The sequence below is a fragment of the Bradyrhizobium sp. NC92 genome (assembly GCF_025200865.1).
In the GTDB taxonomy this organism is placed as follows: Bacteria; Pseudomonadota; Alphaproteobacteria; order Rhizobiales; family Xanthobacteraceae; genus Bradyrhizobium.
Map to the genome: position 1 here is coordinate 69,108 of NZ_CP104171.1, position 22,875 is coordinate 91,982.

Below are 22,875 nucleotides of genomic sequence, written 5' to 3' on the forward strand. Positions count from 1 at the left end.
ATGCGAGAACGACGGCATGAACAACTCAATCCGTCATCGCCATGGCGCGCAGCGCCTGGCGTTCGCGCGCGGATAGCTTTTCGGTCTCCGACTTGAGCTGGCCGCAGGCGGCGAGGATGTCGCGGCCGCGCGGGGTGCGCACCGGCGAGGAATAGCCGGCGTTGAAGATGTATTCGGAGAACTTTTCGATCTGGTCCCAGTCCGAGCATTCATAGGCGGTGCCGGGCCAGGGATTGAACGGGATCAGGTTGATCTTGGCCGGAATGCCCTTGAGCAGCTTCACCAGCAGCTTGGCATCGTCGAGCGAATCGTTGACGCCCTTGAGCATGACATATTCGAAGGTGATGCGGCGCGCGTTGGAGGCGCCGGGATAGTCGCGGCAGGCCTGCAGCAGCTCCTTGATCGGATATTTGCGGTTGAGCGGCACCAGCTCGTTGCGCAGCTCGTCGCGCACCGCGTGCAGCGAGATCGCGAGCATGACGCCGATCTCCTCGCCGGCGCGCACGATGTTCGGCACCACGCCCGAGGTCGACAGCGTGATGCGGCGGCGGGAGATGCCGATGCCTTCGTTGTCGCCGACGATCAAGAGCGCATCGCGCACCGCGTCGAAATTGTAGAGCGGCTCGCCCATGCCCATCATCACGATGTTGGTGACGCGGCGGGTGCCATCCTCGCGATCGGCCCAGTCGTTGAGACGATCGCGCGCGACCATCACCTGTCCTACGATCTCGCCGGCGGTGAGGTTGCGCACCAGGCGCTGGGTGCCGGTGTGGCAGAAGGCGCAATTGAGCGTGCAGCCGACCTGCGAGGAGACGCACAGCGTACCGCGGTCGGTCTCGGGGATGTAGACGCATTCGACTTCGTGCGCCTTCTGAACATTGTCGCCGCTCGGCAGACGCAGCAGCCATTTGCGGGTGCCATCGTTGGAGATCTGCTCGGCCACGACCTCGGGCCGGTCCACGGTGAAATGCTGGGCGAGATCGGCGCGGATGCCCTTCGAGATCGAGGTCATCTCGTCAAAGCTCTGGGCGCCGCGGAAATAGATCCAGTGCCACAGCTGCTGCACCCGCATCTTGCGCTGGGCCGGTGCGACGCCGATCTCGCCGAGGCGATCGGCAAGCTCGGCGCGCGACAGGCCGATCAGCGACGGTTTTGCCGGCGGCACATAGGTTTCGAGCGGAGTCTTCTCCACCAGGATGGCGTTGTGCGGCTCGGTCATCGGTTGCCTGAGATTGCTGCTGTCTCGTCATGCCCGGGCTTGTCCCGGGCATCCACGTTCTCCCCGCCGGAACCAGCGCGTGGATGGCCGGGACAAGCCCGGCCATGACGGCAGCACCTTTGGGATACCCCTATATAGCAACCGGAACCGCCGATTGCGACCTTATCGCCAGCAGACTTAACGCCCGCAGTCTTAACGCCTGCAGTCCTGCGCGATCTTGTCGAGCGCCTGGGCGAGGCCCTTCAGCGAAAACGTGTCGGTCGTCTCGGTGCCCTTGGCCGAGACGCCCTTGACGACGAGATCGGCGGATTTGCGCATGGCTTCGACCATCCGCTCCTCCTCGGCCGCGTTCTTGATCCAGAGCCCGTCGCCCTGCGTGTACATGGCGAAGGAGGCGCCGCCGACCTCGACGGTCGATTCCGAGCCGGGCTTCAGCGCATAGCCGATCATGACCGAGACTTCGTTGTTGACCTTCTCGGCCGGCCGGGTCGAGACGAAGGCATAGGCGGGATCGCGCGGCCGGTTCGGCGGGTTGGTTTTCGACGACGACGGCTTGGCCAGCGCGAAGCAGACCTTCTTGCCGTTCGGCGTCGCCGAATAGGCGCCCCAGGTGCCGAACTGCCCGATCAGGGTCGGCTCCGCGCCCCCCGCAACTGCCGCAGCCGGGGCCGCCGGCTTGCTCTCGGGCTTCGGGGTCGCCTTTGCGTTGGTGTTGGCCGGCGGCGCGGCCGGTTTGGGTGTAGCCTCTTTTGGAGCAGAACCGGACTTGGGCGCCGGTTGCGCCGTCTGCGCCCGCGCAGAAACGGCGATCCCCCCGGCCGCCACGCCAGTCGTCAAAGCTAAAATCAGCACCCGCCACATGCCGCAGTGGTTCCCTCAATATTGTGACTGGAAGATGGCCCGAGCGCGCGTTGTCCCCGGCCAGGGATAGCCGGGAAAGTCCAATTTGGGAAGGCAGTTAGCGGTATCGGCGGCGGTTACGCCTTGGATCTGGCGGCGCGTTGAGCGGCCCATTGCGCCTTGGTCCAGCCGAGCAGATCCTCGGCACCGGAACTGCGCAAATGCGCGCCGCCGTCGATCACCACCATCTCGCCATTGATGTAGGCGGCACGGTCCGAGACCAGGAAGCTGGCGAGATCGGCCAGCTCGCTGTGCTCGCCGGTGCGCCCAAGCGGGTTGCGCGAGGACCAGCCCTCGTCGCGGCCTTCGGGACGGAGCTGCCCGGTGGCCCCTGCGGTCGGAAACGGGCCCGGCGCGATCGCGACGGTGCGGATGCGCTTCGGGCCCCATTCCACCGCAAGGCTCCTGGTCATCGCCAGCAGCGCCGACTTCGCCATTGCCGAGGGAACCGTGAAGGCGCGGCCGGTGATGGTGGAGGTGGACAGGATCGACAGCACGACGCCGGCATGCTTGGCCTCGATCCAGCGCCGGCCGGCGGCGAGCGTGCAATACATCGCGCCGTGCAGCGTCGGCGCCAGGATCGCATCCGCGGCGCGGAAGGAGAGATGCTCGCTTTGTGCGATGAAGGTGGCAGCGGCATTGTTGACGAGAATGTCGAGCGGCGCCTCGCGCCAGATCGCATCCATCATGTTGTCGACGGCCGCACCGTCGCGGATATCGCAGGCGATCGCGGTGACCCTGCCGCCGGTCTCTTCGCGCATCTCGCGCGCCGTTGCCTCGAGGCGATCGAGCTTGCGGCCGCAGATCACGAGCTCGGCGCCGAGCGCGAGGAAGCGGCGGCCCATCGCGGCGCCCAGGCCCGAGCCGCCGCCGGTGATGAGGATGCGCTTGGTCCCGAGCAGGCTTGTTTCAAACATCGTTTGAATCCTTTCTCCGCGAATTTCGTCATTGCGAGCGCAGCGAAGCAATCCAGACTATTTCCGCGGTGCGGACTCTGGATTGCTTCGCTGCGCTCGCAATGACGGGAGGTTAGGCCGTCGCGTGGTCCGAGACAAAGAATCCGGATTGTCCGGCCGCAGTAAATCCGGCAGAAACGACCCAACTATAATTCCACTCGAAACGCTCTCAAGGTGCCGCCATGAAAGCCATCCTCTGCTCGCAATATTGCCAGCCCGACGACCTCGTTCTGACTGAGGTGCCGGATCCGGTGGCAGGGCCCGGCGAAGCCGTCATCGCAATCAAGGCGGCGGCGCTGAATTTCTTCGACATCCTGATGATCCAGGGCAAGTACCAGATCAAGCCGCCATTCCCGTTCTCGCCGGCGGCGGAAGTTGCCGGGGTGATCGAGAGCATCGGCGCCGGCGTCACTGACCTCAAGGTCGGCGACCGCGTCGTCGCCTCCTGCGGCCACAATGGCGCGCGCGAGAAGATCGCGCTGCCGGCGGCATCGATCGTGAAGATCCCCGACAGTCTCGACTACGACCGCGCGGCCGGCATCATCATCATCTACGGCACCGCGCTGCACGCGCTGGAGGATCGCGCCAGCCCCAAGCCGGGCGAGACGCTCGCCGTGCTGGGTGCAGCTGGCGGCACCGGCCTTGCGGCCTGTGAGCTCGGCAAGCTGATGGGCTTGAAGGTGATCGCTTGCGCCTCATCGGACGAGAAGCTTGAATTCGCCAAAGCGCATGGCGCCGAGCTGACGCTGAACTACGCCAAGGAAGATCTGAAGGAAGGCCTGCGCAAGCTCACCAATGGCAAGGGCGTCGACATCATCTTCGATCCGGTGGGTGGTGCTTACGCCGAACAGGCGCTGCGCTCGATCGCATGGGAAGGCCGCTTCCTCGTCATCGGCTTTGCGGCCGGCGACATTCCCAAGATGCCGCTGAACCTCGCGCTGCTGAAGGGCTGCGACATCCGCGGCGTGTTCTGGGGCGCCTGGACGCGGCTCAACCCGGCGAAAAATCGCGCCAATCTCGAGAAGCTGGTGAAGTGGACCGCGGAAGGCAAGATCTCATCGCATGTCGACCGCACCTTCCCGCTGGCCCAGACCGCGGATGCGCTGAAGGTGCTCGCGGGCCGTCAGGCTATGGGCAAGGTGATCCTGCATCCGTGATCGCGATGTCATCGCGACGCTGTTTCAACATCCACAGCTGTCATCGCCCGGCTCGACCGGGCGATCCATTATTCCAGAGACGTTAGTGGATCTAGCCGAGACGCCGCGGTGTACTGGATTCCCCGCTTGCCGCCTACGCTCAAGCTTCGGCGTGCCCAAGACCGAAACCTCGGCGAAGCCTTGGCGTAGCCGGGTCGCGGGGAATGACAGCGGAGGGCGAGACGGGCAGCGTCGACGACCGCGACATCGCAAAGCTGCGCACGCCGCCGCATCGTAAAATCCCGCTCAACCATAGCGAGCAAAATTCCGGTGCATTCCGCCGCGCCGCCGTAATCAAACCCAAATATTTCCAGATTCGCGCAAACCACCGTCGTTTTTTGGGCTGAATCGGACGGCGATTTACCGGTTCCAGTTAGCGGGGACCTCTGGACAACAACAAGAAGACTGAAGCCGGGACTGCCCCTGCGTTGCGTCAGTAAAGGGGAGCATCACACCATGGAGACGACGGCCTACCGTCTGTCGAAGGAATCGCACGCGCACGATTCCGATCGATCTGCATCACATCCGCCCATCGCGTCCTATATCCGTGCACGTGCCAAGCGCGCCGAGCTCGCGCAGGACGATCCAATTCCACTGTTTCTGTCCGATCCGCTCGGTGCGCCGGACCCGAGCGAATATGCACCGGTGACATTGCGCTCCAGAATGGTCCCAAGTGTGCTCGCGGCCGTTCTGGCGGCATCCACTCTGGCAGTTCTGGTCACACTGTTTCAGTCCGACTTGCGCGGCCTCTTCGCCACTCATGCCGATAGCTGGGTCCGCATCATGGCGGACCCAGCGATGGCGTCGGCCAGCGCACCGACCACACCGCAGATCCCGCCCAAGGATGCGGCCCGCGTGAGCGACACGAGGCTGGCGAGCGCCGACACGCAGGCTCTCTCTGCACCTGCCGCACCGAGTCGCGAGGCGATCGCGACCGCCTATCAGACGGCGCTGCAAGTCCAAGGACAAACCCAACCAGCGCCCGCGCCCGTCGCGGCGCCGCCCGCACCGCCTGCGCCCGCGAAGACGCTCGATGCTGACACGCTGGCCGCGCTGATGACGCGCGCGAAGAGCCTGTTGGGCGTCGGCGATATTGTTGCTGCCCGCCTGCTGCTTGAACGCGCGGCCACTGCACAGGATGCGACGGCTGCGTTTCTGCTGGCGCAGAGTTATGACCCGGCCGTGCTTGGCACCAGCGACTCGCGGCGCATCGCCGCTGACGCGACCGCCGCGCGCGACTGGTATCAAAAGGCTGCCAGTCTCGGATCGGCGGAAGCGCGCCAGCGCCTCGCCCAATTCTCGAATTAGGCCAATTCAGAGGGGACATCATGCGTAACACTTTGAAAATGGCGCTTGCCGCCATCACGACCATCTGTGCCTTCGCCGCCCACGCCGAGCAGGCCGAATACGATCCGGCCAAGGTCTCGGACAGCCTGAAGGCCATCTTCCAGTTCGGCTCGACCTCGACCAAGCAGGCGCTGAACGCCAACACCGTCACGCTGATCACGGGCACGATCGGTGGCACTTATGTGCAGTTCGGCGCCGACCTCGCCTCGGTGCTCGACGACGGCAACAAGATCCGCGTGCTGCCGATCGTCGGCCGCGGCTCGGTGCAGAGCGTCGCCGACATCCTGTTCCTGCAGGGCGTTGATCTCGGCATCGTGCGCGCAGACACGCTCGACTATCTCGAGCGCAAGGGCTTCGCCAAGGACATCAAGAAACAGTTCACTTACGTGACCAAGCTCTACAATGAAGAGATGCAGGTCATCGCGCCGAAATCGATCGCAACGCTGAAGGACCTCGAGGGCAAGAAGGTCAGCGTCGATCTGCCCAATGGCGGGACCTTCGTCACCGCACTGACGGTGTTCGAGCGGCTCGGGATCAAGGCGAACTTCGTCTATGTCGAGCAACGCATCGCGATGGAGAAGCTGAAGGCCGGACAGATCGATGCCGTCATCGTGGTCGGAGGCAAGCCGTACAAATCGGTCTCGACCTTCGGCAATGACGGCCGCTTCCATCTCGCGAAGGTGGACTATGCAAAGCCGCTGCAGAGCGACTATCTGCCGGCAACCCTGACCGCCAAGGACTACCCGAATCTCATCAAGGAGGGTGAGAGCGTCGACACGATCGCGGTGCCCGCGGTGCTCGCGGCCTACAATTGGGCGCCCAACACCGAACGTTATCGCAAGCTCGCGCTGTTCGTGGACGCGTTCTTCACGAAATTCACGGCACTGCAGAACCCGCCCTTCCATCCCAAGTGGAAGGAGGTCTCGCTGGCGGCGCCGCTTTCCGGCTGGAACAGATTGCCGGTGGCGCAGCAATGGCTCGACAAGCACGGCATCGAGCCGGTGACACGGCAGCGCTTCGAGGCGTTCTTGAAGCAGAGCCCTGCGGCAGCAACCGTGTCTGATGCGGACAAGGAGACGCTGTTCAGGCAATTCCAGGCGTGGGACGCGGGGAAGGCGCGGGCGGAGAAGAAATAGCGGCCGTCATTGCGAGGAGCGGAGCGACGAAGCAATCCAGAATCCCTCCGCGGAAAGAGTCTGGATTGCTTCGCTTCGCTCGCAATGACGATGCTCGCGGCAGCAGCAGCCACACACTCACTGTCATCGCCCGGCTTGACCGGGCGATCCAGTACTCCGTGACGTCAGTGATTGAATCGAGAGGCCGCGGCGTACTGGATGCCCCGGTCAAGCCGGGGCATGACAGCGGAACGTGTGGTTGAATCCGCCTTGACTACGCCGCTTCCACGTCCGCCTCGCTCACCCCGCGCTTCAGCGCGGCGCGGGCGGCTTCGCGGTGCTCGTTCGTGATGTGGCCGGCAACCATGCGGATGGCGGTGGCGAGCACGGCGGCGTCATCGGCGAAGCCGAGCATCGGCATGACGTCGGCGACGAAGTCGAACGGCAGGATGAAATAGGCGATTGCGCCTAACAGCGAGGCCTGGACGTGGCGCGGCGTCTGCCGGTCGAACGCGCAGTAATAGGCCGCAAGCAGATCCTCGGCGAACGGCAGTTGTGCGGCGACGCGCTTCAGCTTGCGCCAGAAGCGGCGGCGCACGCTCTCGCGATCTTCCGCAAGCCGATCGGCCGGCTCAAAGCCAACACTGTGCTCGGCAGCCATGCTGCAACTCCCCGTTCAGCAAGGGGCGGCGGATCGCCGCATGCCCTGCTGATCACAAGATGGGGATGCGGCCGGGCGCTGCAAGATGTCAGCTAGGTGTCAGCTAAGCCGTCGGCTTGGCGATGCCGTTCATCGCCTTGGCGAGCTCGATGTCGCGCGCCGTGACGCCGCCGGCATCATGGGTCGACAGCACCACCTCCACGGTCTTGTAGACGTTACGCCATTCGGGGTGATGATCCATCTTCTCGGCGACCAGCGCGGCGCGGCTCATGAAGCCGAACGCCTCGTTGAAATCCTTGAAGACAAAGGTTTTCCCGATGGCGTCGCGGCCTTGGACGTCGGTCCAGCCGGGTAGTCCGCCCAGCGCCTGCCTGCGCGCCTCTGCCGAGAGCCGTTCTGACATGACCATCTCCGTCCTTCAGGGGAACTTTACCCTAACACCGCGCTGACGCCCGGGTTCACACGGGGATTTCCTCGATCCGCTAACCATGACGGAGATGTAACCCCGCCGGACAAGAAATTTGCTACAATTGCGGGCGTAAATCGCCGGCCAAGATGAAACTGAGCCTGAAGCGCCTGTTTGGGAGATCTATGACCGGGGGATTGGACCTGGCCGAAGCGCCCCCTCCGCCTTCGCCGCGATCCGCGGCGCGGAAGACGGCCCTCGTGTCTCTGGCCCTGGTGCTCGCGATCATCGGCGCGCTCGCCGGCGGCTACTATTTCGCGATGCGACCGGTGACGCTGAGGATCGCGGTCGGCCCTGCCAACAGCGACGACGTCAAGGTTGTGCAGACGCTGACGCAAGGCTTCGCGCAACACAAGAGCCAGGTGCGGCTGCGCCCGATCCAGACCGACAGTGCCATCGCCAGCGCCAGTGCGCTCGCGGACGGCAAGGTCGACCTCGCCATCGTGCGCGGCGACCTCGAGGTGCCGAAGAACGCACAGGCGGTCGCGACCCTGCGCAAGAACGTCGTGGTGCTGTGGTCCGTGCCCGCCAAGGCCAAGAAGAAGGGCGCGAAGATCACCAAGATCGCGCAGCTCGCCGGCCATCGCATCGGCGTCGTCGGCCGCACCCAAGCCAACGTCAACCTCCTCAAGGTGATCCTGCAGCAATACGGCGTCGATTCCGCCAAGGTCGAGATCGTGCAATTCCCGGCGAACGAGGTTGCCGACGCGATCAAGGCGCAGAAGGCCGACGTCTATCTCGCGGCCGGCCCGGTCAACAGCAAGATCACGGCCGACGCGATCGCGGCATCTATCAAGGAAGGCGGCACGCCGACCTTCCTCGAGATCGATTCGGCGGACGCAATCGCACAGAACCATCCGGTCTACGAAGCCTCGGAGATCCCTGCCGGCACCTATGGCGGCTCGCCCGCTCGACCCGAGGACGAGGTCAAGACCATCAGCTTTTCGCATCACATCGTGGCGCGCAAAGGCGTGTCCGAGACCACCATCGCGGCGTTCACGCGCCAGCTGTTCGCCGTGCGGCAGCAATTGGTGACGGAATTCCCGCTGGCGGCAAAGATCGAAACGCCCGATACCGACAAGGACGCCGTGATCCCGGTGCATCCCGGTGCAGCCGCCTTCGTCGACGGCGAGGAGAAGACCTTCCTCGACAAATACAGCGATTACATCTGGTGGGGCTTGATGGCGCTGTCCGCCATGGGCTCGATCGGCGCGTGGTTTGCGGGCTATCTGAAGAAGGACGAGCGCGACAACAACAGCCATCTGCGTGATCGGCTGTTGGACATGATCGCGGCCGCGCGCAAGTGCGAGACCACCGAAGAGCTCGACCAGATGCAGACCGAAGCCGACGACATCCTGCGCGATACGCTGCGCTGTTACGATCACGGCGCGATCGAGGAAGGCGCGCTCACCGCCTTCAACATTGCCCTCGACCAGTTTCATTCGGCGGTCGCCGACCGCAAGGCCCTGCTGATGAGCCTGCCGCAGAACCTGCAGCGCGCCGGCGCGCAATTCCGGGCCGCCGGCAACGCCTGAGCCTGCGCTTGGGCGCGTTATTGCTGCGTCACATTGTCTCAATATAGCTTGCCCCGTCATCCCGGGCGCGCAACGCGCGAACCCCGGAATGAGGTGCCTTCCTGCAAGCTCGGGTTCGGAGCCATCTTCATGAACATTAGGTTCTCCCGCCGCCGCTTCCTCGCCACGGGCGCGGGTGCACTCGGCACGATGGCGATGCCATATCTTTCCCGCGCGGCCGACCGGCCGGTGGTCACCCACGGCGTGCAATCGGGCGACGTCACCGTGGACGGCGGCGTGGTGTGGGCGCGCGCCGACCGTCCATCGCAGATGCTGGTGGAGGTGGCGACCACCGAGTCGTTCAAGGATGCCCGCGCGCTGCCGCCGATCGCGGCGCTGCCCGAGAGCGACTTCACCGCGAAGTTGCTGGTCGAAAATTGTCCGGCCGGCCAGGACGTCTTTTACCGCGTCCGCTTTCGCGATCTCTCCCACAGCGCGATCAAGGGCGAGCCGGTGACCGGCCGCTTCCGCACCGCGCCCGCCGACCGCCGCGACGTCAGCTTCGTCTGGGGCGGCGACGTCGCAGGGCAGGGCTGGGGCATCAATCCCGACGACGGCGGCATGTTCACCTTCTCAACCATGCGCAAGCACCGGCCGGACTTCTTCCTGCATTCGGGTGACACGATCTATGCCGATGGCCCGATCCAACCCGAGGTGAAGCTCGCCGACGGCAAGATCTGGAAGAACCTCACCATCCCGGAGAAGGCCAAGGTCGCCGAGACGCTGGACGAGTTCCGCGCGGCGCACAAATACAATCTCACCGACGACAATCTCCGCGCCTTCAATGCCGAGGTGCCGATCTTCGTGCAGTGGGACGACCACGAAGTCACCAACAACTGGTCGCTGTCGAAAGACTTGCCGGCCGCCTACAAGCTGCGCGACATCTCCCTGCTCGCGGCCCGCGCAGGCCGCGCCTTCCACGAGATGTACCCGCTGCGGGAGAGCATCACCGAGCCCGGCCGCGTCTATCGCCAGATCTCCTACGGCCCGCATCTCGACGTGTTCGTGCTCGACGAGCGCAGCTATCGCGGGCCGAACGGCGCCAATCTCGAAACCGCCTATGGCCCTGCCAGCTATTTCCTCGGCCCGGACCAGATTGCCTGGCTCAAGCGCGGCCTGCTGAACTCGCGCGCGACTTGGAAGGTGATCGCGTCCGACATGCCGATCAGCCTGATCGTCTCGGACACGCCGAACGGCGGCTCGGAAGCCGTTGCGCAGGGCGACGGCCCGGTGCGCGGCCGCGAGCTCGAGCTCGCCGACATCCTGCGCTTCATCAAGATGGCGCCGATCAGCAACACGGTGTGGCTGACGGCAGACGTGCATTACGCCGCCGCGCACTATTACGATCCGAACAAGGCGCAATTCCAGGAGTTCGAGCCGTTCTGGGAATTCGTCTCGGGCCCGCTGCATGCCGGCACGTTCGGTCCGAACGCGCTCGACAACACCTTTGGCCCCGAGGTGCGCTTCGTCAAGGCGCCGGGCAAAGACAGCCAGAACCTGCCGCCGTCAGCGGGCATGCAGTTCTTCGGCCACGTCAAGATCGACGGCGCCTCCGGCCAGATGACGGTGACCCTGCGCGACCGCGCCGACGTCGCGCTGTGGTCGACCACGCTCGACCCGAAGCAGAGCTGACCGCTAATCGGCGGCGCGCGCCTGAAGCGCCGCTTCCAGTGCCTCGCTGGAGCACGGCTTCTGCAGCCGCGGCCGGCCCGCCAATTCGGACGGAATACGCGCTTCGGCGCCGTAGCCGGTGACGAAGACGAACGGAATCTTCAGCGCGATCAGCCGCTCGGCGATCGCAAAGCTCGTCTCCCGGATCAGCTCGACATCGAGCAGCGCGAAATCGGGTGTCCGTTTCGCGATGGCGTCCAACGCCTGCGTCACCGAACCCACGGTCCGCACCGCGGATACTCCAAATCCGAGCAGGCGATCCTCGAAATCGATCGCGATGATCGGATCGTCCTCGACGATCAAAACATCGGCCGGCCAGCCTGTGCCATTGGAGGGTGCGGGTGCCATGATCGCATCTTGGTTTGGGGTTTTTTGGATCAGGACTGCCGCGACACGATGCCTGCGCCCAGCGCATCGGAGGGTTCCCGGAACGAAACTCACCACATCGTCGTTGTCCGGTCTGTCCACTTGTGCACACAGGAAACGGATGGAACTCGCTAAGGTGAAAGGAAGGGTGGGAGTTCAGGATGGATGCGCGCATCGGCAAGGTCACCGAGGTCGAGAGCCGGCCGGCCAATAATCTGCTGCGGCGCTTGAGCCAGGTCGATTACGGCCTCCTGGCACCGCACGTGACCGTCGAGGAGTCTGCAGCAGGCCACTTGCTCTACAATCCCGGCGATGATGTGCAGGTCGTCCACTTCCCCTGCGGCCCGTCGCTCGCGACTTTCCTCGTCCCCAACGAGGACGGCCGCGACGTCGAAACCATTCTGGTCGGCCGCGAAGGCGCGGTCGGCGGCATCGTCAGCGAGGGGTTTCTGCCGGCCTATACCCGGATCTGCGTGAAATTCGGCGGACCGTTTGCGCGCATTCACGTCGCCAAGCTGGAAGCAGCCAAGCTGCGCTCGGCATCACTGCGCAACGTCTTCGCCCGCTATGCCGATTGCATGCTGGCCCAGATCTTCCAGTCGACCGCCTGCAACGCGATCCATTCGATCGAGCAGCGCACCGCCAAATGGATTTTGGCTGCGATGGAGCGGACCGGCGACGAGACCAGCGTGCCGCTGACCCATGAACAGCTCGCGACGCTGCTCGGGGTGGGCCGCTCCTATGCCAGCCGCGTGCTTCAGTCGTTCAAGGCCGAAGGCGTGCTCGACACGAGGCGCGGCTCGATCCTGGTCCGCAGCCGCGACGGCCTGAGGCTGCGCGCCTGCCTGTGCAACGATGCCGTGAAGATGCATTTCGAGGAGGTGCTGCGCGGGGTTTATCCGACCGAGGAGCGGGAGGCCGGATAGCTTCTTGCTTTTCCCTTGTGGCGCGATAATGCGCGGCGCGCCGTTCTAATTGCGGTCGTGCTATACTGCCCCCGCATGAGCGGGGCTTTCCTTCACACTCTCTTCGACATCCTGGCCTGGCTGGCGGCGGCGGCCGCCGTCTATTGGCTGTCGCGACGGGGCTTGCAGTTTCCGGCGCAATCCTTCGCGCTGCCCTATGTCGCCGCGCTGGTGTTTGGCGCAGGCCTTGGCGCGTATCTGTTCGGCTCCGCCAATCTGTGGCTGTCAGGGCAAAACGGCATTGCGCGCTCGGTCGAGGGCGCGCTGGCCGGCGGCATCGTGGCGGTCGAGCTCTACAAATGGTCCGCAGGGATCACGGTCCGAACCGGCGCGCGGTTCGCGTTGCCGCTGGCGCTCGGCATCGCGATCGGCCGGATCGGCTGTTACCTCGCGGGTCTCGACGATTTCACCTATGGCACGCCGACGGCCCTGCCCTTCGGCCATGATTTCGGCGATGGCGTTCGCCGCCATCCCGTGCAGCTCTACGAGACCGCGGCCATGGCTCTGTTCGCGCTCGTCTATACGCTGGCGGTTTTGAACCAGAACGCGTTCGCGATCACCAATGGTTTCTACCTGGTGCTCGCCTATTACGGAGCGCAACGCTTCCTATGGGAATTCCTCAAGCCCTATGGCACGCTGGTCGGGCCCCTGACCCTGTTTCACCTGCTGTCGCTGTCGATCCTGCTCTACGCCGCTTTCATGCTGGCGACGGCACCCAAAGCGAGACCCCTGCATGAACGCGCCGTTGCGTAAGTCGCGTCCCTACATCTTCTGGGGCCAGACCCAATCCCTGTGCGAGACCTGCCTGAAGCTGGTGCCGACCAAGATCCAGATCCAGGACAACGAGGTCTGGTACGAAAAGCGCTGCCGGGAGCACGGCGTGCAATCGACGCTGGTGTCGACGGATGCCGCCTATTGGCGGCTGTGCAAGGATTTCATCAAGCCGGGCGACCGGCCGCTGCAATTCCAGGAGCGCACCCAATTCGGCTGCCCCTATGATTGCGGCCTCTGTCCCGACCACGAGCAGCATTCCTGCCTGGCTCTGATCGAGATCACCGAGCACTGCAATCTCACCTGCCCGGTCTGCTTCGCCGAATCCTCGCCGGCACGAACGAAATTCACGCCGCTCGCGACGGTCGAGAGGATGCTCGACGCGCTGGTTGCGAGCGAAGGCGAGCCCGATCTCGTGCAGATTTCCGGCGGCGAGCCGACGCTGCATCCTGACTTCTTCGAGATCCTGGACGCGGTACGCGCCCGCCCGATTCGCCATGTCATGATCAACACCAACGGCCTGCGCATCGCCCGCGAGAAGGATTTCGTGGCACGGCTTGCCGAGAACAGGCGCGGGCTGGAGGTCTACCTCCAGTTCGATTCGCTGCAGCGCGATGCGCTGATCAACCTCCGCGGCGCCGACTTGCGAAAAATCCGCCAGCAGGCGCTGGAGAATCTCGAGCATTACGGCATCTCGACCACGCTGGTCGCGACCATCAAGCGCGGCGTCAACGATGCCGAGATCGGCGACATCGTGCGCCACGCACTGACCTGGAAATGCGTGCGCGGCGTGACCCTGCAGCCGGTCCAGGATGCCGGCCGCAACGAGAATTTCGACAAGAATACCGACCGCATCATGCTGTCGGAGATCCGCAAGCGCGTCGTCGAAACCGGCGTGTTCGGCGACAAGGACATGATCCCGCTGCCCTGCAACCCCGAGAGCATCTCGATCGGCTATGGCCTGCGCAACGGCGAGAAGGTGCTGCCGCTGACGTCGCTGATCCCGCAGGAGCAGCTGGTGGCGGTGATGCCCAACACCATCAGCCCGGAAAAATATCCGATGCTGCGGGAAAAGTTCATCGACCTGTTCTCGCTGTCCTCGGGACCCCTCAACACGTCCGAGCGCGTCTGCGAATTGTTGTGCTGCCTGCCGAGCTTTCAGGTGCCGGACGGGCTCACCTACGAGAACGTCTTCCGCGTCACCATCGTGCAGTTTCTCGACCGCTTCAATTTCTGCGTCGGCAACGTCAAGCGCAGCTGCATCCATTTCGTGACCGAGCAAGGCGCGATCATTCCGTTCGACACCTACAATCTGTTCTACCGCAACGGGAAGATCGACGGCATCCGTGCCGCGCTGGCCGGCGACACTTATCGAGAAGCCAGGCAGAGCGAGGAGATGCCTCGTTGAGCGAGACGTCGTCACCTCCACCGTCGCGAAGCGGATGCGCCACCGCGCTCATGGTGATGTTCGGGGTGATTCTGCTGTTGCCGGGCATCTGCGCCTTGATTTTCGTCGCCGACTCGTCGTTCCACGTCGATAGCCGTTTCATCCCCGTCCTCGTCCTTGCACTACTGGCGGCATTCGCCGGCGTGTTGCTGATTGGGGCCGCGAGAAAGAAATCATGAGCGATTCCAGTCTCAACCCACCGGCAGTGCCTCCGCAGGCCCCGCAACAGCGCGGCGGCTGCCTCACCGCGCTGATGGCGATCGCCGGGATCTTCATGCTGCTACCGGGCCTCTGCGCACTGCTGTTCGGCGGAATGTCGGTGGTCGAGGACGGCAAGATCCCCTCCGACATCGCGTCGCTGGTCTTTTTGGGACTAGTCATTGGCATCGGCGGGGTCGCCATGATCTGGGCGGCGATCAAGGGGCGCAAGGCCCCCGCCCATCCCCCGAACCAGCCCTAAGCCCCGGGGATTCCCGGACAAAATTCAGTCAACCAACGGCCAAAGAACACATTGTTTTTTGGCCGTTTTTGCATATATTGCGCCGCAACGCGCAGGGCGCCCGGTCCGATGGCCGGGCTTCCTTTTTGGGCGCAAAGCGCCCCGTTTCCAGTCTTCCAGCGTTGTTTCGAGAAGAGGTCCCGGTCCGACCGGCGAGATCGCGCTTAACCCATTGTTCGACCGCAAAGAAGCTCACTCATGAATCTTCGTAACGTCGCCATCATCGCCCACGTCGACCACGGCAAGACGACCCTGGTCGACAAACTCCTGCAGCAGTCCGGCACGTTCCGCGAGAACCAGAAGGTGACCGATCGCGCCATGGACTCCAACGATCTGGAGCGCGAGCGCGGCATCACCATCCTGGCCAAGGCGGCCTCGGTGCAGTGGAAGGACACCCGCATCAACATCGTCGACACCCCTGGCCACGCCGATTTCGGCGGTGAGGTCGAGCGCATCCTGAACATGGTGGACGGCGCCCTGGTGCTGGTCGACGCCGCCGAAGGCCCGCTGCCGCAGACCAAATTCGTGGTCTCCAAGGCGCTCAAGGTCGGCCTCAAGCCGATCGTCGTCATCAACAAGGTCGACCGCCCCGACGCGCGCCCGACCGAAGTCATCAACGAGGTGTTCGACCTGTTCGCTGCGCTCGATGCCAGCGAGGAGCAGCTCGATTTCCCGATCCTCTACGGGTCGGCCAAGCAGGGCTGGATGGCGGACAGCCCCGAAGGTCCACAGGACAAGGGCATGGAGCCGCTGTTCGACCTGATCCTGCGCCACGTCGCCCCGCCGAAGGTCGAGGAAGGTCCGTTCCGGATGATCGGCACCATCCTCGAGGCTAACCCCTATCTCGGCCGCATCATCACCGGCCGCATCTCCTCCGGCACGCTGAAGCCGAACCAGCAGGTCAAGGTGCTGAACGCCGACGGCAAGCTGGTCGAGTCCGGACGCATCACCAAGATCCTGGCCTTCCGCGGCCTCGAGCGCACCCCGCTCGACGAAGCCGAAGCCGGCGACATCGTCGCCATTGCGGGCCTGACCAAGGGCACCGTCGCCGACACCTTCTGCGACCCGACCGTCGAGGTGCCGCTGCCGGCGCAGCCGATCGACCCGCCGACCGTGTCGATGTCGTTCATCGTCAACAACTCCCCGCTCGCCGGCACCGAAGGCGACAAGGTGACGAGCCGCATGATCCGCGACCGTCTGCTCCGCGAGGCCGAGGGCAATGTCGCGCTGCGCGTCGTCGAATCCGCCGACAAGGACGCGATGGAAGTGTCGGGCCGTGGCGAACTCCAGCTCGCAATCCTGATCGAGACCATGCGCCGCGAGGGTTTTGAGCTCTCGGTGTCGCGTCCTCGCGTCGTCTACCAGAAGGACGAAGCGACCGGCGCCACCATGGAGCCGATCGAGGAGGTCGTGATCGACGTCGACGAGGAGCATTCCGGCGTCGTCGTGCAGAAGATGAGCGAGCGCAAATCCGAGCTGATCGAGATGAAGCCCTCGGGCGGCAACCGCCAGCGCCTGGTGTTCTACGCGCCGACCCGCGGCCTGATCGGCTACCAGGGCGAACTGCTCACCGACACCCGCGGCACCGCGATCATGAACCGCCTGTTCCACGGCTATGCGCCATACAAGGGCGAGATCCAGGGCCGTCGCAATGGCGTCTTGATCTCCAACGACCAGGGCGAGGCGGTGGCCTATGCCATGTTCAAGCTGGAGGACCGCGGCCCGATGATGATCGAGCCGGGCTGGAAGGTCTATCGCGGCATGATCGTCGGCGAGCACACCCGCGACAACGATCTCGAGATCAACGTGCTCAAGGGCAAGCAGCTCACCAACATCCGCACGACCTCGAAGGACGAAGCGGTGCGCCTGACCCCGCCGATCCGCATGACGCTGGAAAAGGCGCTCGCCTATATCGAGGACGACGAGCTGGTCGAGGTCACCCCCAAGTCGATCCGTCTGCGCAAGAAGCACCTCGACCCGAACGAGCGCAAGCGCGCGGAAAAGGCCAAGGAAGCGGTGGCGTAAGGTCGCCGCTCTAACTGTCATTCCCCGCGAAGGCGGGGAATCCAGTGCCGTAGGGTGGGCAAAGCGCAAGCGTGCCCACCAATCGAGATCCCCATAGGCAATGGTGGGCACGGCGCAAGGGCGCCTTTGCCCATCCTACGAAACCCAACGACTGTCATGCCCCGGCTTGACCGGGGCATCCAGTACGCCGCGGCTTCTCGGCTCTATAACGACTGCCTCTGGAATACTGGATCACCCGCCTGCGCGGGTGATGACAGCCGACTTGTGGCGGCTTCAGCACACCCGGCGAACGTGCTAGAGCCCGTCCATGACCTCTCTCCCCTCCTCCGTCGACGTTGCGATCATCGGCGCTGGTGCCGCCGGTCTCGGCGCAGCCCATACGTTGCACGGCTCCGGCCTCTCCGTCATCGTGTTGGAGGCCCGTGACCGGCTCGGCGGCCGGGCCTGGACGGTGCAAGCCTCGCCTGAAGTGACCTTCGACGTCGGCTGCGGCTGGCTGCATTCGGCGGACAAGAACTCCTTCGTGCCTATCGCGCGACAGCTCGGTTTCGAGCTGAACAAGGACCTGCCGCCCTGGCGCGAGCGTGCCTATGGCAACGCCTTTCCGGAAAGCGAGCGCGACGATTTCATGCGTGCGATGGACGCGTTTTACCAGCGCGTGTGGAAGGCCGCGCAAACGGGCAAGGACGAGCCCACGAGCTCGCATTTGGAGCCTGGCAATCGCTGGAATCCGATGATCGACGCGATCTCGACCTATATCAACGGCTGCGAGCTGAAGGATATGTCGACGCTGGACTGGGACGCTTATGAGGATACGAACTTCAATTGGCGCGTTCGCCGCGGCTACGGCGCGCTGATTGCGGCTTATGGTGCGCCCTGCCCGGTGGCGCTGAACTGCAACGTCACGCTGATCGATCACTCGGACAAGCGCATCCGCATCGAGACGTCCAGGGGCACGCTGACCGCGGACAAGGTGATCGTCACCGTGTCGACCAATCTGATCGCCGATGAAGCGATCCGCTTCTCACCGCCGCTCCCCGCAAAGGTGAACGCAGCGGCCGGCCTGCCGCTCGGCGTCGACGACAAGGTGACACTGGGGCTCGACGACGCCGAGGCTTTCCCGAAGGAGGGCAACTTACGCGGCGCCACCATGCGCACCGACATGGGCACCTACCACATCCGCCCGTTCGGCCAGCCCTGCATCGAGGGCTTTTTCGGCGGCAGCTTTGCCCGCGAGCTGGAAGATGCCGGTGACGGCGCCATCGCCGCGCAAGCTATCAACGAGATCGCGGGTTTCCTCGGCAACGATATCCGGCGCAAGCTGAAGCCGCTCTGCGAGTCCCGCTGGGCTCGCGATCCCTTTGCGCGGGGGTCGTATTCGCATGCGCTGCCGGGGCATGCCGGAGATCGCGCTGTGCTGGCCGCGCCGGTGGATGGGCGATTATTTTTTGCGGGGGAAGCGACGTCCCCAACGTTCTTCACGACGGCGCATGGCGCGCGGGACAGTGGCGAGCGGGCGGCGGGGGAAGTGCTCGCGACCCTGGGCAAGTCGTAGCTCCACACTTCCGTCATTGCGAGCGTAGCGAAGCAATCCAGACTGCCACCGCGGAGGGATTCTGGATTGCTTCGCTGCGCTCGCAATGACGAATTATTCGATCACCCGCGCCCGCAAATCCGCGTCGGGCACGAAGCAGGCATCGTACTTGCCGAAGATGCGATAGCGGTTGCGCGCGACGAGGCTGTACACGAGGTCCCGCAGCGGCTTCGGCACGGCGAACAGCCCACGCACCCAGCCCCAGCCGGGGGGCTGCGACAGCACCGTCAACGCAGCATCCGACTTCATGAACACTTCGCCGCCATGGATCACCGCATTGGTATCGGGATCATCGGGGTCGATACCGAACGTGCGCGCCAACCGCGCCCCATAGTCCGACTGGATCGGCGTGAAGCGAAAGCGCCTTGCCTCATCGCGCGCCGCAACGAACCGCACCCAGCGCGAGCAGAAGATGCAGATGCCGTCGAACAGGATAACGTCATCGTCGGGCCATTTTGGCATCAGACTCTCTTTTTGACGCGTTTTCTTCATGCGAACCGGAATCCACTTCGCTCGAAAACGCTATCGATTATCCAGGATGAGCAACGCAACGAGCATCAGCACGATCGCCGGCCCGGTTTTCACCAGCGCGCCGAGCGGTTCGATCCACAGGACGGGCGTCAGGATCGCCGCGCCCACCATATACCCGAGCGAGGCGACGATTCCCGTGACGAGCCCGACCGCCGCGGTGCGGCGGAAGGCGATCAATACGCCGATGCTCATGTCCATCAGGCTGGTGCCGATGGTGATGGGATCGACCAGCGCGGGCGGAAAATTGTGCGCGCTCAAGATGCCGGCGGCGGCAGGATAGGACACGAACAAGGCGATGAAACCGGAGACGACCCAGAACGCGACCAGGCTTGCGAAGATCAGTGCCTTGACCAGAAACAGGCGCGTGAACCATTTGTCCTGGATGCTGGCAGGATGGCGTCCGATCGTCTCAGGCAGCGTCTTCGGCGCGATGCCCGTCGCGGCGATCCACGCTGACGGATCGCCTGTCACGCCGCGACGGAGCTCGGCAATGGCGGTGGAGCGCATCGGCGGCATCCAGCCGAGATGGCTGGCGATATCACCGAGTTTCGCGCCGAGATCGAGCATGAGGCGCGGCATCGCGATGCGCGGCCAGCCGGCCGTGCCGAATGCAAGGCGAAACGGCTTGATGACGCCGGCCATGGTGACCGGTTCGGCCGCCATCAGGTCCCAGCTCACCGCCCTTAACGAGGCACCGTCGATGTCGCATGCCGCGAGCCAGGCGATGGTCACCGAAATATCCTCGATCGCCACGGGCTGGAATGGCGTTGCCATTTCCTTGGCCGGCAAATCGATCGGAAAGGCAGCAAGCGTGCGGAGCATGGCGCTGCCGCCATAGGCTGAGGGTGCGACCACGAAGCCGGGCCGCAGGATGGCATGGGGAATGCCGCTAGCCCCGATCAGGCGCTCGGCCTCGCGCTTGGTCGTGGCGAAGGCGGTGCGATCCGCCTCCGCGGCGCCGGGGATCGAGATGTGCACCAGTCGGATTGCGCGGCCGCAGCCTCCGATCGCCTGAAGCAGCCGCGCGACGAAATCGCGATGCACCGCGCTCGTGTTGCTGCCGGGGCCATCCTGGAGCACGCCGAGGCAGTTCACGACGACGTCCACCGCATGCTCGCTGAGGAAACGCATCAGCGCGGCCGCGTCGAGGATGAGGATCGGCAGCTCGATGTCCAGCGCGCTCATCCTCTGCGCCGGCGACAGGCTCCGCGCCACGCCGACGACGCGAAAGCCCCGCGTGCGCAGATCGTCGGTGACGAAGCGGCCGATCAGGCCGGAGGCGCCGAGCACGAGAATGGTGCGCTGGTTCATCACGTGTCTCAAAACGGTTTCGCGATCATCAGCCACAGGATGGCCATCGTCGCCCCGAAGCCGGGAAAGCCGAACGCGAACCAGCGGCGGAACAGCACGAAATAGCGCTGTGGCAGCGCACTGCGCTGCCAAGCAGCCTTGCGCGCGAGGTCGCGCATCTCGATCTGCATGAACACCACCGGCACCCAGAACAACCCGGCAATCGCATAGAGCGCGAGTGAGGCCAGCAGCCAGCGCTCCGCGATCGACGTCGCCGACAGCATCATCAGCACGCCGCCGCTGACCGGCTGGAGGATCACGGCCGACAGCGTGAAGATCGCGTCCGCGATGACGACGACCGAAGCGGTGCGGGCGATGAACTCCGGATCCTGCGTGCGATGCGCCATCAGCATGAAGAAGGCGATGCCGGTCCCGGTGCCGAGAATGACGATGGCGCCGAGCACGTGAACAAATTTGACCAGGAAATACAGCGTCATGGCTTCTTGGTCGCCACAGGCTTGCGCGGGTTCAGCACGCGCGCGAGCTCGCTGCCGGCGGCTTTGACGCCGGCTTCGGTTTCGATCATCCAATGGCCTTCGCTGCCGACGGCCGGCAGCGGGCGAAACTCGGCCTTGCCGCCAGTGCCGCGAAACGCATCGACGAGTTTGTGCGAGAATGCAGGCGCAAAATAGCTGTCATTGCGCGCAACAAGCCAGGTGACGGGAATGCGGGCGGTCTTGCCGAACTCCGCTGCCGCGGCGAGCAGCGTATGCGGCGCGCAGATTCTGTTCGGCTCATCATTGGCATGGCCGCCGCGTCCCGGAGCAAACACCGTGATGGCGGAAATCACCTTCGGATCGGCATTGGCGAGCGCCAGCGCACCCCATCCGCCGGCGGAATGGCCGATCACGATCGCGCCGTCCTTGCGGATGAAGTCCTGCTTTTGCAGATGAACCAGCGCCCGCGAGATTGCGTCGGCCGTTGCGCGGCCCGAGCGTGCGTAATCGGCTTCGTCGCAGCCGCCCTGATCCTCGAGGTAGCGGCCGCCGGTTGCACCATGGCCGGGCCGCTCCGGCACCAGCACGGCAAAGCCGCGCGCGACGAGATAGGCGGCAAGCGGACGGTATTCCGGCTGCGGCATTTGCGCCCGACGCAACGTGTTCTGCGTCGAGGCGTGGGCGATCACCGCGAGCCGGAACGGACCTGGGCCGGAGGGGCGAAACAGCACGGCATGCGCGGCAAGGTCGGTATCCGGCGTGGGCACGCGCCAGTCCTGCCGACGCAACGGCGCGCCCTCCTCTCCCGATGGACCAAACCTGACCTGCGCACACAGAGGCGGCGCAGTCAGCAAAGCCAGCAGAGGCAGAAGCGCGATGATGTTGAGGAGCCGCATGAATTGCCGAGAGCGAGCGCGAACAGCGACAGCCAGATTAGTAGGAACGAATCATTATCGGCCGACTTTCTGCGGTGCCATTGCCGTCCCCTCGTTGCCGCGACGTAGTTTTGCACCGACGCCGGCCCTGCTGTTGGCGTTTGACATGGCGGCTTGTCCTCTTTCGGCACAACATGGCCGAAATACTGATGCAGAAAGTCCACAGGTTAACCGATAATTAACGATAGGTCTTGCCGCCGACGCGGCGACTTGGTTTGATCGCGTCCATGAGCACAACCCTGATCGAGGTCCGGCCGGCCAAAGCCGCAGATGCAACTGCGGTGGCGTCGACCCATGACGAAGCCTGGCGTTCGGCCTATCAGGGCATCATTCCCGGGGCCGAGCTGGAGAAGCTGATCAACCGCCGCGGTCCGCAGTGGTGGGACAGCGCGATCCGCAAAGGCAGCCGCGTCAGCGTGCTGGTGTTCGGCGACAAGATCGCAGGCTACGCCAATTACGGTCGCAACCGGGCCCGCAGCCTGCATTTCGACGGCGAGATCTACGAGCTGTATCTGCGGCCCGAATTTCAGGGCCTCGGCTTCGGCCGCCGCCTGTTCGCCGCCGCCCGCCGCGACCTCATGCAGAGCGGCCTGAAGAGCATGGTGGTGTGGGCGCTCTCGGACAACGACCCCGCCACCGAGTTCTACCGGGCCTTGGGTGGCCGCATGGTGGCACGCTCGTCGGAGCGGTTCGGGCCGAAGGCGCTCGACAAGGTTGCCTTCGCTTGGACCAATTGAGCTGCTGAAACCCTAATCGGGCAGCGTTCCCATCCGTCGATACCGCCGGCCGCTCGAGCCGGTGATCGCCGGATTCATTATTTCACAAAAACGCGATGGATCAGCGGGCCAAG

Annotated in this window: 24 protein-coding genes; 14 read left to right on the forward strand and 10 right to left on the reverse strand. The window is 64.5% G+C overall.

Annotation, left to right across the window (positions count from 1 at the left end; genetic code table 11):
• Window positions 1-25: 25 nt before the first annotated feature.
• From rlmN to N2602_RS00315, 3 genes are all read right to left on the reverse strand, one after another.
• Window positions 26-1,219, reverse strand: coding sequence for a 23S rRNA (adenine(2503)-C(2))-methyltransferase RlmN (gene rlmN / locus N2602_RS00305; protein ID WP_260381406.1), 1,194 nt, complete (start codon window positions 1,217-1,219; stop codon window positions 26-28).
• Between the two features lie 192 nt (window positions 1,220-1,411).
• Window positions 1,412-2,080, reverse strand: coding sequence for an invasion associated locus B family protein (locus N2602_RS00310; protein ID WP_172789504.1), 669 nt, complete (start codon window positions 2,078-2,080; stop codon window positions 1,412-1,414).
• Window positions 2,081-2,196: 116 nt separating this feature from the next.
• A complete protein-coding gene (locus tag N2602_RS00315; protein ID WP_260381407.1) occupies window positions 2,197-3,036 on the reverse strand; it encodes an SDR family oxidoreductase in 840 nt (279 codons plus the stop codon).
• Between the two features lie 221 nt (window positions 3,037-3,257).
• Here N2602_RS00315 and N2602_RS00320 point away from each other — a divergent pair, with 221 nt between their 5' ends.
• The 4 genes from N2602_RS00320 (at window position 3,258) to N2602_RS00335 (ending at window position 6,754) form a co-directional block, all read left to right on the forward strand.
• Window positions 3,258-4,232, forward strand: coding sequence for an NADPH:quinone oxidoreductase family protein (locus N2602_RS00320; RefSeq protein ID WP_260381408.1), 975 nt, complete (start codon window positions 3,258-3,260; stop codon window positions 4,230-4,232).
• A gap of 203 nt (window positions 4,233-4,435) precedes the next feature.
• Window positions 4,436-4,618, forward strand: a complete 183-nt coding sequence (locus tag N2602_RS00325) for a hypothetical protein (RefSeq protein WP_260381409.1) — start codon at window positions 4,436-4,438, stop codon at window positions 4,616-4,618.
• A gap of 109 nt (window positions 4,619-4,727) precedes the next feature.
• Window positions 4,728-5,579: a hypothetical protein gene (locus N2602_RS00330; RefSeq protein ID WP_260381410.1), complete on the forward strand. Its 852-nt coding sequence runs from the start codon at window positions 4,728-4,730 to the stop codon at window positions 5,577-5,579.
• Window positions 5,580-5,599: 20 nt separating this feature from the next.
• Entirely contained in the window at window positions 5,600-6,754 is a 1,155-nt protein-coding gene (locus tag N2602_RS00335; RefSeq protein ID WP_260381411.1) for a TAXI family TRAP transporter solute-binding subunit, read from the forward strand.
• A gap of 253 nt (window positions 6,755-7,007) precedes the next feature.
• On the opposite strand, the gene N2602_RS00340 is transcribed toward N2602_RS00335, so the two are convergent.
• Complete coding sequence (locus N2602_RS00340) at window positions 7,008-7,394, reverse strand: YkvA family protein (RefSeq protein ID WP_172789509.1); 387 nt, start codon at window positions 7,392-7,394, stop codon at window positions 7,008-7,010.
• 103 nt (window positions 7,395-7,497) lie between these two features.
• A complete protein-coding gene (locus N2602_RS00345; RefSeq protein WP_260381412.1) occupies window positions 7,498-7,797 on the reverse strand; it encodes a 4a-hydroxytetrahydrobiopterin dehydratase in 300 nt (99 codons plus the stop codon).
• A 152-nt stretch (window positions 7,798-7,949) separates the two neighbouring features.
• On the opposite strand from N2602_RS00345, the gene N2602_RS00350 reads away from it, so the two are divergent.
• The gene (locus N2602_RS00350; protein ID WP_260381413.1) at window positions 7,950-9,395 is read left to right on the forward strand and encodes a TAXI family TRAP transporter solute-binding subunit; all 1,446 of its coding nucleotides are present in this window, start codon (window positions 7,950-7,952) and stop codon (window positions 9,393-9,395) included.
• Window positions 9,396-9,524: 129 nt separating this feature from the next.
• On the forward strand, window positions 9,525-11,066 hold the full coding sequence (locus N2602_RS00355; protein WP_260381414.1) for an alkaline phosphatase: 1,542 nt from the start codon (window positions 9,525-9,527) through the stop codon (window positions 11,064-11,066).
• 3 nt (window positions 11,067-11,069) lie between these two features.
• Here N2602_RS00355 and N2602_RS00360 read toward each other — a convergent pair whose 3' ends face one another.
• A complete protein-coding gene (locus tag N2602_RS00360) occupies window positions 11,070-11,453 on the reverse strand; it encodes a response regulator (RefSeq protein WP_260381415.1) in 384 nt (127 codons plus the stop codon).
• A gap of 179 nt (window positions 11,454-11,632) precedes the next feature.
• On the opposite strand from N2602_RS00360, the gene N2602_RS00365 reads away from it, so the two are divergent.
• The 7 genes from N2602_RS00365 to N2602_RS00395 all read left to right on the forward strand — a co-directional run bounded on the left by N2602_RS00365 (window position 11,633) and on the right by N2602_RS00395 (window position 18,733).
• The gene (locus N2602_RS00365; protein WP_212260398.1) at window positions 11,633-12,397 is read left to right on the forward strand and encodes a Crp/Fnr family transcriptional regulator; all 765 of its coding nucleotides are present in this window, start codon (window positions 11,633-11,635) and stop codon (window positions 12,395-12,397) included.
• A 75-nt stretch (window positions 12,398-12,472) separates the two neighbouring features.
• Window positions 12,473-13,189 (forward strand): prolipoprotein diacylglyceryl transferase, encoded by a 717-nt coding sequence (locus tag N2602_RS00370; RefSeq protein WP_260381416.1) that lies wholly within the window; start codon window positions 12,473-12,475, stop codon window positions 13,187-13,189.
• Entirely contained in the window at window positions 13,170-14,615 is a 1,446-nt protein-coding gene (locus N2602_RS00375) for a radical SAM protein (RefSeq protein WP_260381417.1), read from the forward strand. Before N2602_RS00370 ends, N2602_RS00375 begins: the two co-directional genes overlap by 20 nt.
• Entirely contained in the window at window positions 14,612-14,833 is a 222-nt protein-coding gene (locus tag N2602_RS00380) for a hypothetical protein (RefSeq protein WP_212260395.1), read from the forward strand. Before N2602_RS00375 ends, N2602_RS00380 begins: the two co-directional genes overlap by 4 nt.
• Window positions 14,830-15,114 carry a hypothetical protein gene (locus tag N2602_RS00385; protein ID WP_260381418.1) on the forward strand — a complete coding sequence of 95 codons (285 nt, stop codon included), beginning with the start codon at window positions 14,830-14,832 and terminating at the stop codon, window positions 15,112-15,114. Before N2602_RS00380 ends, N2602_RS00385 begins: the two co-directional genes overlap by 4 nt.
• Before the next feature lie 237 nt (window positions 15,115-15,351).
• The gene (gene typA, locus N2602_RS00390; protein ID WP_172789519.1) at window positions 15,352-17,178 is read left to right on the forward strand and encodes a translational GTPase TypA; all 1,827 of its coding nucleotides are present in this window, start codon (window positions 15,352-15,354) and stop codon (window positions 17,176-17,178) included.
• 307 nt (window positions 17,179-17,485) lie between these two features.
• Window positions 17,486-18,733 carry an NAD(P)/FAD-dependent oxidoreductase gene (locus tag N2602_RS00395; RefSeq protein ID WP_260381419.1) on the forward strand — a complete coding sequence of 416 codons (1,248 nt, stop codon included), beginning with the start codon at window positions 17,486-17,488 and terminating at the stop codon, window positions 18,731-18,733.
• Window positions 18,734-18,826: 93 nt separating this feature from the next.
• On the opposite strand, the gene N2602_RS00400 is transcribed toward N2602_RS00395, so the two are convergent.
• The 4 genes from N2602_RS00400 to N2602_RS00415 are packed head-to-tail and all read right to left on the reverse strand — an operon-like array spanning window position 18,827 to window position 21,986.
• A complete protein-coding gene (locus tag N2602_RS00400; protein WP_260381420.1) occupies window positions 18,827-19,234 on the reverse strand; it encodes a thiol-disulfide oxidoreductase DCC family protein in 408 nt (135 codons plus the stop codon).
• A gap of 60 nt (window positions 19,235-19,294) precedes the next feature.
• Window positions 19,295-20,614 (reverse strand): SDR family oxidoreductase, encoded by a 1,320-nt coding sequence (locus tag N2602_RS00405; protein WP_260381421.1) that lies wholly within the window; start codon window positions 20,612-20,614, stop codon window positions 19,295-19,297.
• Between the two features lie 8 nt (window positions 20,615-20,622).
• Window positions 20,623-21,090 (reverse strand): DUF2269 domain-containing protein, encoded by a 468-nt coding sequence (locus N2602_RS00410; RefSeq protein WP_260381422.1) that lies wholly within the window; start codon window positions 21,088-21,090, stop codon window positions 20,623-20,625.
• Window positions 21,087-21,986 carry a S9 family peptidase gene (locus N2602_RS00415; protein WP_260381423.1) on the reverse strand — a complete coding sequence of 300 codons (900 nt, stop codon included), beginning with the start codon at window positions 21,984-21,986 and terminating at the stop codon, window positions 21,087-21,089. Before N2602_RS00415 ends, N2602_RS00410 begins: the two co-directional genes overlap by 4 nt.
• Window positions 21,987-22,252: 266 nt before the next feature.
• Here N2602_RS00415 and N2602_RS00420 point away from each other — a divergent pair, with 266 nt between their 5' ends.
• Window positions 22,253-22,762, forward strand: coding sequence for a GNAT family N-acetyltransferase (locus N2602_RS00420; protein WP_024338772.1), 510 nt, complete (start codon window positions 22,253-22,255; stop codon window positions 22,760-22,762).
• The last annotated feature ends 113 nt before the right edge of the window (window positions 22,763-22,875 follow it).